Origin of the sequence: Butyrivibrio fibrisolvens (genome assembly GCF_023206215.1) — a bacterium.
GTDB classification, from domain to species: Bacteria; Bacillota; Clostridia; order Lachnospirales; family Lachnospiraceae; genus Butyrivibrio; species Butyrivibrio fibrisolvens_C.
The window spans coordinates 178227-193741 of sequence record NZ_CP065800.1 but is presented as its reverse complement, the minus strand read 5'-3'; the positions used below and the strand labels follow the sequence as shown (position 1 = coordinate 193741).

9 protein-coding genes and 1 other annotated feature are annotated in these 15515 nt (G+C 41.2%); all 9 genes read left to right on the top strand.

Annotated elements, in window-relative coordinates; all coding sequences use genetic code 11:
* Window positions 1-468 precede the first annotated feature (468 nt).
* The 9 genes from I7804_RS00720 (at window position 469) to I7804_RS00680 (ending at window position 15428) form a co-directional block, all read left to right on the top strand.
* The gene (locus I7804_RS00720; protein ID WP_248404432.1) at window positions 469-1524 is read left to right on the top strand and encodes a glycoside hydrolase family 88 protein; all 1056 of its coding nucleotides are present in this window, start codon (window positions 469-471) and stop codon (window positions 1522-1524) included.
* 68 nt (window positions 1525-1592) lie between these two features.
* On the top strand, window positions 1593-3752 hold the full coding sequence (gene gnpA, locus I7804_RS00715) for a 1,3-beta-galactosyl-N-acetylhexosamine phosphorylase (protein ID WP_248404430.1): 2160 nt from the start codon (window positions 1593-1595) through the stop codon (window positions 3750-3752).
* Between the two features lie 109 nt (window positions 3753-3861).
* Window positions 3862-4494, top strand: a complete 633-nt coding sequence (locus tag I7804_RS00710; protein WP_248404428.1) for an L-rhamnose mutarotase — start codon at window positions 3862-3864, stop codon at window positions 4492-4494.
* Window positions 4495-4600: 106 nt separating this feature from the next.
* Window positions 4601-5521, top strand: a complete 921-nt coding sequence (locus I7804_RS00705) for an alpha/beta hydrolase (protein WP_248404426.1) — start codon at window positions 4601-4603, stop codon at window positions 5519-5521.
* Window positions 5522-5554: 33 nt separating this feature from the next.
* Entirely contained in the window at window positions 5555-7084 is a 1530-nt protein-coding gene (locus I7804_RS00700; protein WP_248404424.1) for a glycosyl hydrolase family 28 protein, read from the top strand.
* A 265-nt stretch (window positions 7085-7349) separates the two neighbouring features.
* Window positions 7350-8984, top strand: coding sequence for a zinc ribbon domain-containing protein (locus I7804_RS00695; RefSeq protein WP_248404422.1), 1635 nt, complete (start codon window positions 7350-7352; stop codon window positions 8982-8984).
* Window positions 8985-9055: 71 nt separating this feature from the next.
* Window positions 9056-9297 (top strand) — a binding site (T-box leader).
* A 47-nt stretch (window positions 9298-9344) separates the two neighbouring features.
* Entirely contained in the window at window positions 9345-12566 is a 3222-nt protein-coding gene (gene ileS, locus I7804_RS00690) for an isoleucine--tRNA ligase (protein ID WP_248404420.1), read from the top strand.
* 257 nt (window positions 12567-12823) lie between these two features.
* Window positions 12824-13648, top strand: coding sequence for a peptidoglycan editing factor PgeF (pgeF, locus tag I7804_RS00685; protein ID WP_248404418.1), 825 nt, complete (start codon window positions 12824-12826; stop codon window positions 13646-13648).
* Between the two features lie 391 nt (window positions 13649-14039).
* Window positions 14040-15428, top strand: coding sequence for an SGNH/GDSL hydrolase family protein (locus I7804_RS00680; protein WP_248404416.1), 1389 nt, complete (start codon window positions 14040-14042; stop codon window positions 15426-15428).
* Window positions 15429-15515 lie beyond the last annotated feature (87 nt).

The window sequence follows — 15515 nt, the reverse complement described above, 5'->3', positions numbered from 1 at the left end:
CAGCTCCATCTTTGTGACAATCACATTTCTAAAAAGAAGATCCTCGGGCTAAATCTTGGAGCGGCCCGGGGATCACTTTAAAAAGAGTAAACGAAGTGTAAATGCTAAGTGTGTGAATTTAATTGTTATGATATATCTTTTCTTTATGTTTTAAATAATGACTATAAATACAAAATCAAATAATAGCGTTAAGTAATAAGTGTAAAGTTTGAAAGTGTTCCACTTTCAAACCCAAATTGATGACGCGAGCTCCATCAATTTGAAACATTAGTCACTCGCTTTGCTCGCGACATGAGGTTAATGATGAATAAAAACAGTGATTTTCAGCTGGTTAATGGAACCTACAGCTGAATGTGCTGTAAAAGGTAACTTTCGGAATCTTCTTTTTTATAGTCATTATTTAAAAAATAAAAAATGATATTTGATTCAGAATTACATATAGCGGTATTACTACCTGAGAGGAGAATGATGACATCACTTGAATTCGACCAAAAGATCGTAGAGGATACGATCGATCATATAGTTGACAAAACAATGAGCATGGACCTTACATGGGACTGGCCCTGCGGAGTAGCATATTACGGAATTGCCAAAGCCTATGAAGTTACTAAGAAAAAAGAATATCTTGATGTATTAAAAGACAGAATAGATGAATATGTAGATGAGCTTGGACTTCCTAAGGTATGGACAGTCAATACCTGTGCTATGGGACACTGCCTTATAACGTTATACGATGCGACAGGTGACGAGAGATACTGGGACATCGTAATGAGTAAGGTAGATTATCTCGAAAATGAAGCTCTTAGATTTGGTGATAATGTTCTTCAGCATACAGTATCAGCCAATAATGATTTCCCGGAGCAGTGCTGGGCAGATACTCTTTTCATGGCAGCTTTTTTCTTATTAAGAGTCGGAGTTCATGAAAAGGATGAAGATCTTATAAATGATGCGCTGAATCAGTACTACTGGCATATAAAGTATCTGCAGGACAAGGATACAGGCTTTTATTATCACGGATATAACAATATCACCAAGGATCATATGTCAGGATTCTATTGGGGAAGAGCCAATGCTTGGGCTGCATTTACTATGTCGCAGGTAGGTCACATCCTTCCGGAAGCATATCTGTATCCGCAGTTTCTGGACATAGTAGGATCACTCAATGAACAGTTATCAGCTCTTAAAACGGTTCAGACTGAGAACGGTCTATGGCGTACTATCTTGGATGATCCTGAGTCATATGAAGAGATATCAGCATCTGCTGGAATAGCTGCAGCAATGCTTTCTAAAGGTAATCCACTTCATATCAAATATATAAATAAATCGATCAAAGGTATACTTGCAAACATATCACCTCAGGGCCGTGTTATGAATGTGTCCGGTGGAACAGCTGTGATGAAAGACAGGGATGGATATAGGAATATAAGCCGCGACTGGATGCAGGGATGGGGACAGGGACTTGCACTTGCATTTCTGGCAGGCCTTTTGGAATACGGCAATCTTAGAAGTGACGGAGCACTTTGATCTTAAAACCGGAAGTTTCTGCTGCAAGGGAGAGACTTATCATCATAAAACGACGAGGATAGATAGTTATGACCAATAAGCTGAAGGGGAGTTTTACATTACCGGGTGAATCCGGATACGAAGATCTTACTCTTAAGATGGCACAAAAATGGGGAGCAGATGTTATAAGAGACAGTGATGGAACGCAGCTGTCCCCGGAAATATTAGAAGCAGGATATGACATATATTCTACAGTTTGTATCATAAGAGACCATAACGACTGGATCAGAAAACATCCATCCAACATGCAGCAGACTTTTTTGCAGAGTATGCCCAAGATCGCCGAGGGTGATTTTCTGTCAATACATCTTCTTGACGGCTATTTTACACAGCAGTTTGAAGTCAACCAGAGTAAGGAATCTGTAGAGCTGTGGCAGGTTTTTGACAGGACTACGAATATGGAAGTTCCAAAGCGGTTGTGGAATTATGAGAAGGAGCTTGATCATGTGGTGATCAAGACTACAGAGCCTTTTCATGAATATACAGTTAACTTCCTTGCATATCGTAAGTGGGAAGAGATCAACATGTACAATCATGTGACCAATAACTGGACATCAGATCATCTTATACCTGTTGACCCAAGATCTGATGAAGCGCAGGAATACCTCTACAAGTGGATGGACAACTGGTGCAAAGAGCATCCTCTTACCAATGTAGTCCGCTTCACCTCTATGTTCTATAACTTTGTATGGATCTGGGGATCTGATGAAAGAGACAGAAACCTCTATACTGACTGGGGCAGCTATGACTTCACTGTAAGCCCCCTTGCACTTGAGCAGTTCAAGAAGCAGTACGGATATGAACTTACATCAGAAGATTTTATAAATAAGGGAAGCAATCATCCGACTCACATGCCGCCTACAAAAAAGCTTCTCGACTACATGGATTTTACCAATCAGTTTGTAGTATCTTATGGCAAAAAACTCGTAGACCTGGTTCACTCTTATGGCAAAAAAGCCTATGTCTTTTATGATGACAGCTGGATAGGAGTTGAACCCTATTCTAAGAGATTTGAAGAATTCGGATTTGACGGACTTATCAAGTGTGTCTTTAACGGATATGAGGCAAGACTTTGTGCAGGAGCTAAGGCTAATACTCATGAGCTTCGCCTGCATCCATATCTTTTCCCGACAGGTCTTGGCGGAGCACCTACATTCTCAGAAGGCGGTGATCCTGCAAGGGATGCTGCAGTGTACTGGAACAGGGTAAGGCGTGCACTTCTACGTGAACCTGTAGACAGGATAGGTCTTGGAGGGTACCTGCATCTTGTAGAAGATCAGCCTGAGTTTAATGATTACATAGAGAAGGTTGCAGATGAATTCAGACTTATAAAGTCTTTCCATGCAGAGGGAAAACCTTATACTCTTCCCTACAAGGTTGCTGTGCTTCATAGCTGGGGACATCTTCGCAGCTGGACTTTGTCAGGACATTTCCATGAGACATATATGCATGACCTTATCCATATCAATGAGGCCTTAGCGGGGCTTCCTGTGGATGTTAAGTTTATAAACTTTGATGATGTCATTGATGGAGCTTTAGATGATGTTGATATCCTTATCAATGCAGGTCGGGCCGGAGATGCCTGGAGCGGTGGTGACAACTGGGAAGATGACAGAGTGATATCACTTATATTCAGATGGGCAGGCGAAGGCGGAATTCTTATTGGTGTCAATGAGCCTTCTGCGCTTAATGGATACAAGAATTTCCTAAGGCTTGCTCCTGTTCTTGGAATCGATATAGACAGAGGCTCCAAGGTATGTCACGGAAGGTGGCAGTTTACTGTAGAGACAGTGGATGGGCTTATCCCTGAAGGCGCAGGAGTCAAAGGCAAGGATCATGTCTTTATCACAGATGGTAAGGCTCATATTCTTGCAGAAGAAGGCGGACTTCCCACTATATCAATACATGATTTTGGTAAAGGAAAAGGCATCTACCTTTCAAGTTTCCAGGTAAATAATGAAAATACAAGGCTTCTTCTAAATCTCATGCTCTATGCCAAGGGAGATCTTGGAAAAGCTCTGTATCTTACAGATAATGCAGATACAGAATGCGCATACTATCCAAATGCTAAGAGACTTGTAGTAATGAATGAGACTGACAGGGATGCCGAAACCAGTATTAAGACAAGTGATGGCGATATCCATGTGGCTTTAAAGCCTTTTGAAACACAGATACATGAGCTTTCTTGATGAAGTTAAAGTTTTAATAGCCAGCCCGGCAGTGGTATATGTAGTAAACGATTTAAGAAAATCCACGCTTGAGGCTGGCTTTTTTTCATGAAAATAATAGGAGGCGGGTATGGAAAGACATAGTTTTTCTTTTGAGATCAAAGAAGGCAAGGTTGGAGACTTCCTTAAAATATTTGGAAGTAACTGGGACAGCGTGCGCGCAGAAATTAAAGAAAGCGGAGTAACTAATTTTAGTCTATGGAACTGTGATACTTTTTTCTTTGGGTATTATGAGTCTGGTGACAAAGAGCCTTCAACTTCGAAAATCCTGGGGCCTGTGCTTGATACCTTAGAAGATCTTATTAAGTGGAAGAGTGATTTTGAAAAAGGTATGGCTCTTATGTATGAAGATTTTGGCATTGTAAGAGAAGATAAATCCATGATAAGGCACAGGGTCTTTATGACTCACCTGTTAAAAGGAGATACAGCAGAATACAAGCGCCGCCATGATGAACTTGCAAGTGCCAGAACTAGTGTTACAAAAGGCCCTGATTCCAATTTTTCAATATGGAACGCAGGAGACTTCATCTTTGGCTATGACGAGATAGATACCTCTATGGAACATGAGATGACAGCAGAAGAAAAGGAGTCTACAATTAGATGGGAAAAGCATATGCTGGATATCATGGAATGGATAACAGATGATGTAGACTGGATCACGGATATGCATCACAGCCATGTTAAGAGAATCGCATATAAATGAAGGAATAAGTTTGAAAGTGTTCCACTTTCAAAACCAAATTGATGGCGCGAGCTCCATCAATTTGAACCATTAGCCACTCGCATAGCTCGTGACATGAGGTTATAAAATGAAAACAATTTTTACAGCAGTTGGTGGAACAAAGCATGGAATGGAGGCTATACTGCATATTCACTTGCAGGATCTTAGCGACAATTTTGCCTGGAGAGTAAGACCTATGGTAATAGTATGTCCCGGCGGGGCATATGCTTATACTTCAGACAGAGAGGCAGATCCTGTAGCTATGCAGTTTCTGGCTATGGGATATAATGCAGCGGTTCTTCGCTATTCATGTGCACCTGCAAGATATCCTGATGCTCTGATACAGCTTGGAAGAGCTTATCTGTATCTTAGAAGACATGCTAAGGAGTTCAAGATAGATCCTGATGCTATATATACAGTAGGATTCTCTGCAGGTGGTCACCTTGTATGTAATTATTGCGAGAGATGGTCGGAAGACTTTGTAAGGCAACAGCTTGAATATGATATAGCTCATAGTATGGCCAAGGAAGATAAGCATGTTGATGTAGAAGAGCTTCGCCCAAACGGAATGATGCTGGGCTATCCTGTTATCACATCCGGTGAATATGCACACACTGGATCTATTGAAAATCTCATAGGGACTGCAGCAGATTATGAATCAGAAGATAGGTACAGGCAGATGCTTGATGATATATCTTTGGAGAAACATGTTAATAAGGATGTCCCACCTGCATTTATCTGGGGGACTGCAGAAGATGGTAGTGTTCACCCTATGAACTCGGTGCTTCTTGTAGAGGCTTTGATGAGGGAAAATATCCCCGTAGAATATCATCTCTTCCGTAAGGGAGGGCATGGACTTTCACTTGGAGATGAGAGGACTATATCGGCGATGCCGGAAAGTGCTCTAAATGACGGCGGCAATATCAATTTTCAGGCAGCCAAGGAATACGTGCCCTCGACATCGGCATGGGTATCCATGGCAGCTACATGGATACGCGGACTCCACTGAAAACATAAAATAAGTAGAGAGGATAAAGGTGATATGGAATTGCATAGTCTGGTTACAGATAGTGATATAACCATATGGTGGGATAAGGAGGGTGTGAACGTCTCTGAATACGAAGTCAGTATAAATGGGGAGACTTCTAATACAGCTAAGACTCATTATACATGGGAGGATTTAGAACCTGATACAGAATACCATGTTGAAGTTAAAGCTTTATTGGCGGATAGCAATATAGTAGACACAGCAAATGAAGAAAACAAAGCAAAAACCTCTATAGCTAAAGTCAGAACACTTAAGACCAAACGAAGAATTGATGTTACCAAAGCTCCATACAATGCCGTTGGCGATGGTAAGACCATGAATACATCAGTGATCCAGAAGGCTTTCGATGACTGCGGTAAAGGCGATCAGATCTTTTTCCCAAAAGGGGATTATATGACTGGGGCACTGCGTCTTCATTCGGATATGGAGATATATCTTGATGAGGGTGCTATACTCCATGGAACAGCAGACTTTCATGACTATCTTCCTATTATAAAAAGCAGGTTCGAAGGAATTGAGAATATGAGCTATTCATCACTTCTAAATGCCGGAGAGCTCGATCATAACAGCGGGCCTAACTGTAGTAATATCCTCATAAGAGGTAAGGGCGAGATACGATCCGGTGGTCAGAAGCTGGGAATGGCCATTATAGAAGATGAAACTCATAAACAGAAAGAATATCTTGAATCTCTTGGAGATAAGATCAAGGAATATGAGACAGATCATACTATTCAGGGAAGAGTACGTCCGCGTCTTATAAATCTTAGTAACTGTTCTAATGTAAGAATCACAGGAGTGACCCTAAGTGATGGTGCATGCTGGAATGTACACATGATATATTGCGATGATATAGTCACAGATCATGTTACTATTAATTCATATGGCGTGTGGAATGGAGATGGCTGGGATCCTGACTCATCTACTAACTGCACGCTTTTTGCTACTGTATTTAATACAGGGGATGACGGCGTTGCCATAAAATCCGGCAAAAATCCTGAGGGTAATATAGTGAATCGTCCCTCGGAGCATATCAGAGTATTTGACTGCGTATCCAAGATGGGACACGGCATATGTATAGGTTCTGAGATGAGCGGCGGCGTATCTGATGTCAGGATATGGGACTGCGACCTGTCAGATTCATGGTGCGGAATTGAGATCAAGGGTACTAAGAAAAGAGGCGCATATGTAAGAGATATTCATGTATCAGACTGCCATACTTCCAGAATCCTTATGCATTCTGTACTCTACAATGATGATGGAGAGAGGGTATCACCTCATCCTCCTGTTTTTGAAAACTGCTTATTTGAAAGAGTATACATTCAGGGACATTATACAGATCAGCATGATTTTGAAGGTGGCGGTATCAAGGAATCACCTGCAATAGAACTGTATGGATTCGATGAAGAGGGATATGAGATCAAGAATCTTAAATTCAAGGATATAGTGATAGAAGACCGTAAGGTTCAGTCGATCTGCATGCAGCACTGCAAGGGCATCAGTTTTGAGAATATAAGTTTTGGATGATTGACAGACTTTGCATATGAACTATTGACCGTCTATGTATTTTGCATGGGGGTGAAAAAAAGTTGTACTGTCATTTCAGAAAAATATACAAGGGCTGAATTCTGACAGAACGCCATTTTTGTACGATGAAACGTCAAAATGACGGGTTTTCAATATTATATTACTATGATATAATGTCAAGCGTCTGTGGATAACAAGGATATTCAGTAACTTTTTATTACAGAGTATAAACTATTTAACGTAGCATTTTAGGGAGGGAATTTTTATGAAATGCACTAATTGCGGCGCAGAGATACAAGAGGGTACTCTCTTTTGTAGCGAATGCGGAACCAAAGTAATTCTTCCTGAAAGCCAGGCTCCTGCAGCAAATGAATTTGCGCAGAACGGTGCTCAGGATAATTTCCAGAACAATTTTGGACAGCCGGCAGACGGCGCACAGTTCCAGAACGCTAATTTCCAGCAGTCTGAGAACATCTATGCAGGAGTACCTGATCCGGCAGCTTCTGTAAACGATGGCAAAAAGGGTGGAAAGGGTGTTAAGAAGATCCTTATTCCTATCATCATCCTTCTTGTTTTAGTAGTAGCTGCTGTAGGTGGAGTAGTATTCTACCTTAAGTCTCGTCCTATCGAAGTAGACCTTAACGAATATGTAAAGGTTACATTTGATGGTTATGACACACTTGGTACAGCTACTGTTGATTTTGATGAAAAAAAGTTCAAAAAAGACTATGGCGACAAGATCAAGTATCACGGCGATGACAAGGATATGAAGGACGAGAGCTCTAAGAAGCTCATCGCTGAGTACCTTGACGAAGCTGTATCTCTTGATAAGACAGAGAAGCTTACTAACGGTGATAAGGTTACTGTTAAGTTCAAATATGATGCTGATGCTCTTTTAGAAGATCTCAACATCAAGACAACAACAGACGGTATGTCATTTAGCGTAAAGGGTCTTGAGGAAGTTCCTACATTCGATCCTTTCGAAGGTCTTGAGATCACATATTCTGGTACAGCACCTAATGCATATGCATCACTTGATGATACTAATGTTAATAATGAGTATTTTGATGAGTCTGCTTATTGGTTTGATTATGATTATGAACAGCTTCAGGATCTTTCAAACGGAGATGTGATCACTATCACAATCAAATATGATGATACTCAGTCTGACGAAGAGTACATTGCATACTTTGTAGAGACCTATGGTGCTATGCCTACTCAGATTACTAAGGATTTCACAGTAGAAGGTCTTCAGGTATCTATTACTACTAAGGACCAGATTACAGATGACGTTCTTAGCCAGATGCAGAGCTTCCTTGAGGACGAGGGTAGCATCTATACTAAAGATGATATCGGAACAAGCGTTCTTGATGATGGTTCTGTAACAATCTCTAATGTTGAGTACTATGGAATGTACATTGGAGAGCCTAAGAAAGATAGCTACTATGATAGTGTTCAGGCTTATATGACATATAAGTTAACACTTAAGTACAAGAAGGAAGAGTATTCTTACTATTTCGTAGTAGAAATGAGTGATCTTGTACTTGATGGAGAAGGCAATCTTGTTACAGAAAAGGTAAGCACAGATTATTACAACTATGATTATCTTACACATGATTTCAAGGATGGCATGACCATCTATGGAATGCATGGATTTGAAACAACAGCTGATATTGAGGATGATGTATCTTACTATTCTTCATACTTTAACTTCAGCTGGGTTCTTGCAGGTGAGACTGGATCAAGCGATTCTTCTACAAGCGATTCTTCTTCAAGCGACTCTTCTACAACAGAGACTTCTACAGATGAAGAGAGCACTGATACAGAAGAGACAACAGATACAGAGGAAACTTCAGAAGAAGAGTCTGATTCAGCTTCTGAAGAGGCAAGCGAAGAGTAATCTTTACTACAGTATCACTTAAGCCCTTGACAATTTATGTCATATGGTTTTATAGTAATTGCAAATGAATATTAAAAGCTATGACGAAGACAGTAGCGATTCGCTCAAAGATTCAGAGAGCTGCCGGTTGGTGCAAGGCAGATCGAGTAGGCAATTTGTGAAAATCACTTCCAAGCTGCGAGGCTGAAGGTTATATCAGTAGGCCGAGCCGGTATCTTACCGTTATTAAGAGCCATATTCAACTGTGTTTTTTAACGCGGCGCGTATGTGTAAACAGGTGGTACAACGAGATTTTAATGCTCTCGTCCTTTTTACAGGGACGAGAGCTTATTTTTTTATCAAGAAAGAAGGAGCAAGCAGATGTATAAGAAGGTTGATAACAGCATGAACTTCGTAGAACGTGAAGCACAGGTTGTTGATTTCTGGAAAGACAATGACATCTTTAATAAGAGTGTTTCAGGTAAAGACGGAAACGAGATCTACATGTTCTATGATGGCCCCCCAACAGCTAATGGTAAGCCTCATATCGGACACGTTCTGACACGTGCCATCAAGGATATGATCCCTCGTTACAGAACTATGAAAGGATATCAGGTTCCTCGTAAAGCGGGCTGGGATACTCATGGTCTTCCGGTTGAGCTTGAAGTTGAGAAGGAGATAGGTATCGAAGGCAAGGACCAGATCGAAGAGTATGGTATCGAGCCTTTCATCAAGAAGTGTAAAGAGTCTGTATGGACATACAAGGGAATGTGGGAGCAGTTCTCCGGCAAAGTCGGATTCTGGGCTGACATGGATAACCCGTATGTAACATATTATGATGATTATATCGAGTCTGAGTGGTGGGCTCTTAAAGAGATCTGGAACAAGGGTCTTCTTTATAAGGGATTCAAGGTTGTTCCTTACTGTCCTTCATGCGGAACACCTCTTTCATCTCACGAGGTTGCTCAGGGATATAAGGTTATCAAGGATCGCACAGCTGTTGTTCGCTTCAAGGTTGCAAATGAAGATGCATATTTCCTTGCATGGACAACAACACCATGGACACTTCCATCTAATATCGGTCTGTGTGTGAACCCTGATGAAGAGTACGCTAAGGTTAAGTGCGTAGATGGCAATACATATTACATGGCATCAGCTCTTCTTGATAAGGTTATAGGACCTCTTGCTAAGGATGAGAAGGTTAATCCTGATGGAAAGCCAGCTTATGAAGTCCTTGAAACCTATAAGGGCAAAGACCTTGAGTACAAGGAATATGAGCCTCTCTATGAGTGTGCTAAGGCAGAAGCAGACAAGCAGCACAAGAAGGCATTCTTCGTGTATTGCGATAACTATGTAACTATGGAAGATGGTACTGGTATCGTACATATCGCTCCTGCATTTGGTGATGATGATGCCAGAGTTGGTCGTAAGTATGATGCTCCATTTGTACAGATGGTAGATGCAAGCGGTCGTCTTAAGCCTGAGACAGGCAAGTTTGCAGGTATGCGCTGCAAGCCTACAGCCAAGGAAGTAGAGCAGGGTGCTGTATCAGCAGATCCGGAAGTACTTAAAGATCTTGCAGAAAGAGGAATCCTCTTCTCATCACCTAAGGCTGAGCATGACTATCCTCACTGCTGGAGATGTGATACTCCTCTTATCTACTATGCTCGTGAGTCATGGTTTATCAAAGTTACAGATATCAAGGATGACCTTGTAAGAAATAATAAAGAGATCAACTGGATCCCTGAGTCAATCGGTGAAGGTAGATTCGGTAAGTGGCTTGAGAACATTCAGGACTGGGCTGTATCTCGTGACAGATATTGGGGAACTCCTCTTAACATCTGGGAATGCCCTGACTGTGGCAAGAAGATCGCCGTAGGTTCTAAGAAAGAGCTTGCTGAGCTTTCAGGAGACGAGTCAGCTCTTACATCTGAGCTTCATCGTCCTTATGTTGATAAGTATCTTATCAAGTGTTCAGAATGCGGCGGCTCTATGAAGCGTGTTCCTGAAGTTATCGACTGCTGGTTTGATTCAGGTGCTGCTCCATATGCTGAGCTTCACTATCCTTTTGAGAACAAGGAGCTTTTTGAAAAACAGTTCCCTGCACAGTTCATCTCAGAAGCAGTAGACCAGACTCGTGGATGGTTCTATTCACTTCATGCAGAGGCTACTCTTCTTTTCAATAAGCCTGCATTTAAGAATGTTATCGTTCTGGGTCTTGTACAGGATGAGAACGGACAGAAGATGAGTAAGTCCAAGGGCAATGCTGTAGATCCTATGGAAGCACTTAATCAGTATGGCGCAGATGCTATCAGATGGTACTTCTATACAAACTCAGCACCATGGCTTCCTTCAAGATTCTATGGCAAGGCAGTTCAGGAAGGACAGCGTAAGTTCCTTGGAACACTTTGGAACACATATGCATTCTTCGTACTGTATGCTAATATTGATGGATTTGATGCTTCTAACTACAAGCTTGAGAAAGATAAGCTTACAGTAATGGATAAGTGGATTCTGTCACGTCTGTATTCAACAATTGCAGAAGCTGACAAGAATCTTGAGAATTATAAGATCCCTGAAGCAGCTAAGGCTCTGGACAAGTTCGTTGACGATCTGTCCAACTGGTATGTTCGTCGTAGCCGTGAGCGTTTCTGGGCTAAGGGCATGGAACAGGACAAGATCTCTGCATATATGACACTTTATACATGTCTTGTTGAGATCTGTAAGGCAGCAGCTCCTATGGTTCCTTTCATGACAGAAGAGATCTATCAGAATCTTGTCAGAGAGAACTTTAAGGATGCACCTGAGTCAATCCACCTGTGCGACTATCCTGTAGTTAATGCAGAGTATGTTGATAAGCAGCTTGAAGAGGATATGGAAGAGGTTCTTGATATAGTAGTACTCGGCCGTGCTTGCAGAAACGCCTGCAACATGAAGAACCGTCAGCCTCTCGGACAGATGTATGTCAAGAATGATAAGGCAGAAGGTAAGACTCTTAGTGATTTCTATCAGGATATCGTAAGAGACGAGCTCAATGTTAAGTCTGTTACATTCACAGATGATGTACGTGACTTCACAAGCTACACATTCAAGCCACAGCTCAAGACAGTAGGTCCTAAGTATGGTAAGATGCTTGGTGGTATCAAGCAGTATCTTGCAGAACTTGATGGCAATGCTGCTATGGATACACTTAATGCAGAAGGATCTATCAAGTTTGAAGTTTCAGGTGAAGCTGTAGAGCTTACCAAGGAAGATCTCCTTATCGACATGACTCAGAAGGAAGGCTTCATGAGCCAGGAAGACTGGGGTATCACAGTAGTCCTTGATACTAACCTTACAGAGGAACTTGTAAACGAAGGTCTCGTAGCAGAAGTTATCTCTAAGATCCAGACAATGCGTAAGGATTCAGGATTCGAAGTTATGGACAGAATCGTAGTATCTCTTACAGGATCTGAGAAGGTAGCTGCAGCTGTTAAGGCTGACGAAGTTGCTCTTTCAACCAAGGTACTTGCTGATTCACTTTCCTATGATCAGGATCTTGATAGTGCCAAGGAGTGGGATATCAACGGCGAAAGCTGCAAGATTGGTGTTAAGAAGGTCTGATGTCATTGACAATTAAAATGATATAGATATTGATAATAATGATAGCTTTAGGATATAACATCTTTTACTAAAAAGAGAAAAGTTATACTAAAGCTATCATTTTTTTATAAATGAGGTGCCGTAAGGTATAGCTTTCGTAATATAAAGATATTGTGATAAAGTAGTTACAAGTAAGGAGATAATAAAGGAAAAATAGAATGAATATAGTCAGAAAAGGTACTACCCAAGTAGTACAACAAAATAAACATGAAAACGAAATGGAATATCTCACATTCCCGTCTATAACTGCTACCGGGATAGTAAGCCATGCGTTCAGTACCAGGATAGGCGGAGCTTCTAAGGGATATTTTGGTGAAGCTAATTATAGCTTTACAAGAGGCGATGTTAGAGAAGATGTGGAAGAGAATTACAGGCGCATGGCTCAGATACTGGGATATGGAAGAAGTCTTGAGCATTTCGTTACAACTTTTCAGACACATACAAGTAATGTCAGGGTCATTACAGCTGATGATATGGGCAAAGGGGTGATCAAAGAAAGAGACTATGTAGATGTAGACGGTATGATCACGAATATTCCGGGTATCATACTTACAACATTCCATGCAGATTGCCCTCCCATATATTTCGTAGATCCTGTCAAGAGGGCTATAGGACTGTCTCATTCCGGATGGAAGGGAACAGTCAGCCGTATAGGTAGGAGCACTGTAGAAGCTATGACCAGAGAATATGGAAGCAATCCTTCAGACATTATCTGCGCTGTAGGTCCTTCCATATGCGTAGACTGTTATGAAGTAAGTAGCGATGTTGCTGATAAATGCATAGATGAATTTGGTATAAAAGACGTGCCGGAGTATATACCAGATGGCGATAGCGCAGGGCATATCGTCTATAGAAAAGCAGGCGGCAAATACCAGCTTAATTTGTGGGAAGCAATAAGGCATACCTTGATAGAAGCCGGAGTTAAACCGGAGAATATCGAGATCACGGACATCTGTACCCATTGTAATCCTGATTATCTCTTCTCTCATAGAACCACCGGAGAGAAGCGAGGGAATCTTGCGGCATTTCTGGTTTTGAATTAAAAATTTAACACGCCGTGAGCAAGTGCAAAGGTTGAGTTAAAATATTATGAGGTAGGTGTCAAAAGTCCCTTTTGACACCTTATGACTAACGGATTGTTCCGTTTCTTCGAAACTCTCACATCTACGTTCCACTCCGGTCGGCGCAAAGCAGACATCCCCCGGATGTCTTGCGCCCTAAAACATTCGCAAATCCGCACTACGTGCTACTTTGCTCATGTTTTGCGGGTCATAAATTCATATTCGATTTCGAGCAAGCTCGAATCGAAATGACTTTTGACCCTTACGTCATATTATGCTACCTAAATGAAATATATAATATATCCGATATAACTGTTGGTATGTGCGTTTGGCTTTGTTCAGCCATACCTCAAACTAATAGAAGGTACGGTATATGAAAAAAAGAATAATAGACTTTTTGCTTGTTCTTAACATGGTAGTATGTATGGCTGGCTTTGGCGTACAGAAAGCTTATGCAGGATCTGTACCTCATAATGGTAATACTGAAGGCCCAGCATCTATAGATGATGTGGCTACTGTATTTTATAATACCAGCCTCTACGAAGAAGAGTGGTACATAGAGGCTCTTAAGGCAGGAACTCTTTCGACAGGTACCAATGGAAGATTTGAATACTTCATAAGAAAACTTCAAAAGGGCAAAAAAGTTACTATAGCATTTATAGGCGGCTCTGTAACAGAGGGCGGCGGAGTCCTTGATCCTGCCCAGTCTTATGGTGATCAGTTTATAGCTTCTCTTGGGGAGAAATATCCTAAAGCCAAGATAGAGTATGTCAATGCCGGAGTAGGCGGGACATCCTCTGCTATCGGAGCCCTAAGATATGACAGGGACGTTACTAAAAAGTGCTCCAAGACTCCTGATCTTGTAGTTGTAGAATTTTCTGTCAATGACCAGGAGGATCCTACAAACGGCCGTGCATATGAAAGCCTTATAAGACAGATCCTTGAAACAGATGATGAGACTGCAGTAGTGCAGATGTTTGCTGTATTTAAGTCAAGGTGGAATACGGAAGATCTCTACAAACCAGTTGGTAATCTGTACGGAACACCTATGGTAAGTGTTAAGGACGGTACTGCAGCAGCCTTTGAAGCAGGGTATCTTAATAATGAATTATACTTTAGTGATGATTATCATCCGACAGCCCTTGGTCATAAGATCATGGCTGATACACTGATGAATCTTGTGAATGAAGTTGATGACGCTGTTGCAGCAGGAACTGCATCAAAGTCTATAGCTCCTGTACCTGCCACATACTTCTATTCACCTGACTTCCTTAATATGAAGCTTGTAAGCAGCAAGGATTCAAATGGTGCCAAGGTTACAAAGGGGAGCTTCTCACAGACTGATACTCAGGTTCATGCTCTCGTTAGAAACGGTGAAGTTACATTCCCTTATAACTGGTCGCATGATGTAAGTAGTAATGAGCCATTTGTATTAGAAGTTACCTGCAAGAATATTCTCTTTGATTATAAGAGATCAATCAGTGATGAATATGGTAAAGCAGAAATCTATGTAGATGGCGAACTTGTGGCTGTCCTTGATGGATACAAGTCAGACGCCTGGAATAACAGCTATATTGAACTGGTTTATGATTCACAGGAAGTAGCCAAGCATAAGCTGGAAGTCAGGATGGCTGAAGAAGACAAGGACAAGAAATTTACAATCCTTGGTATAGCTTATTCTGATAAGAAGATGACCTATACTCAGGATCCGATCGTCCTGGAATATACTACAGGAAGTGAGGATACTGCTTCTTACAACTAGAAATTTGCTATTTTTAACAAAAATAAAGTACAATATATATGTAATTTGTACTATAATCTGTATTATCTATATATATGTGTATGTCGC

Bases quoted from the DNA above. Each gene is read 5' to 3' on its own strand.
- I7804_RS00720 (WP_248404432.1), top strand. From the start codon at position 469: ATGACATCACTTGAATTCGACCAAAAGATCGTAGAGGATACGATCGAT.
- gnpA (WP_248404430.1), top strand. From the start codon at position 1,593: ATGACCAATAAGCTGAAGGGGAGTTTTACATTACCGGGTGAATCCGGA.
- I7804_RS00710 (WP_248404428.1), top strand. From the start codon at position 3,862: ATGGAAAGACATAGTTTTTCTTTTGAGATCAAAGAAGGCAAGGTTGGA.
- I7804_RS00705 (WP_248404426.1), top strand. From the start codon at position 4,601: ATGAAAACAATTTTTACAGCAGTTGGTGGAACAAAGCATGGAATGGAG.
- I7804_RS00700 (WP_248404424.1), top strand. From the start codon at position 5,555: ATGGAATTGCATAGTCTGGTTACAGATAGTGATATAACCATATGGTGG.
- I7804_RS00695 (WP_248404422.1), top strand. From the start codon at position 7,350: ATGAAATGCACTAATTGCGGCGCAGAGATACAAGAGGGTACTCTCTTT.
- ileS (WP_248404420.1), top strand. From the start codon at position 9,345: ATGTATAAGAAGGTTGATAACAGCATGAACTTCGTAGAACGTGAAGCA.
- pgeF (WP_248404418.1), top strand. From the start codon at position 12,824: ATGGAATATCTCACATTCCCGTCTATAACTGCTACCGGGATAGTAAGC.
- I7804_RS00680 (WP_248404416.1), top strand. From the start codon at position 14,040: ATGAAAAAAAGAATAATAGACTTTTTGCTTGTTCTTAACATGGTAGTA.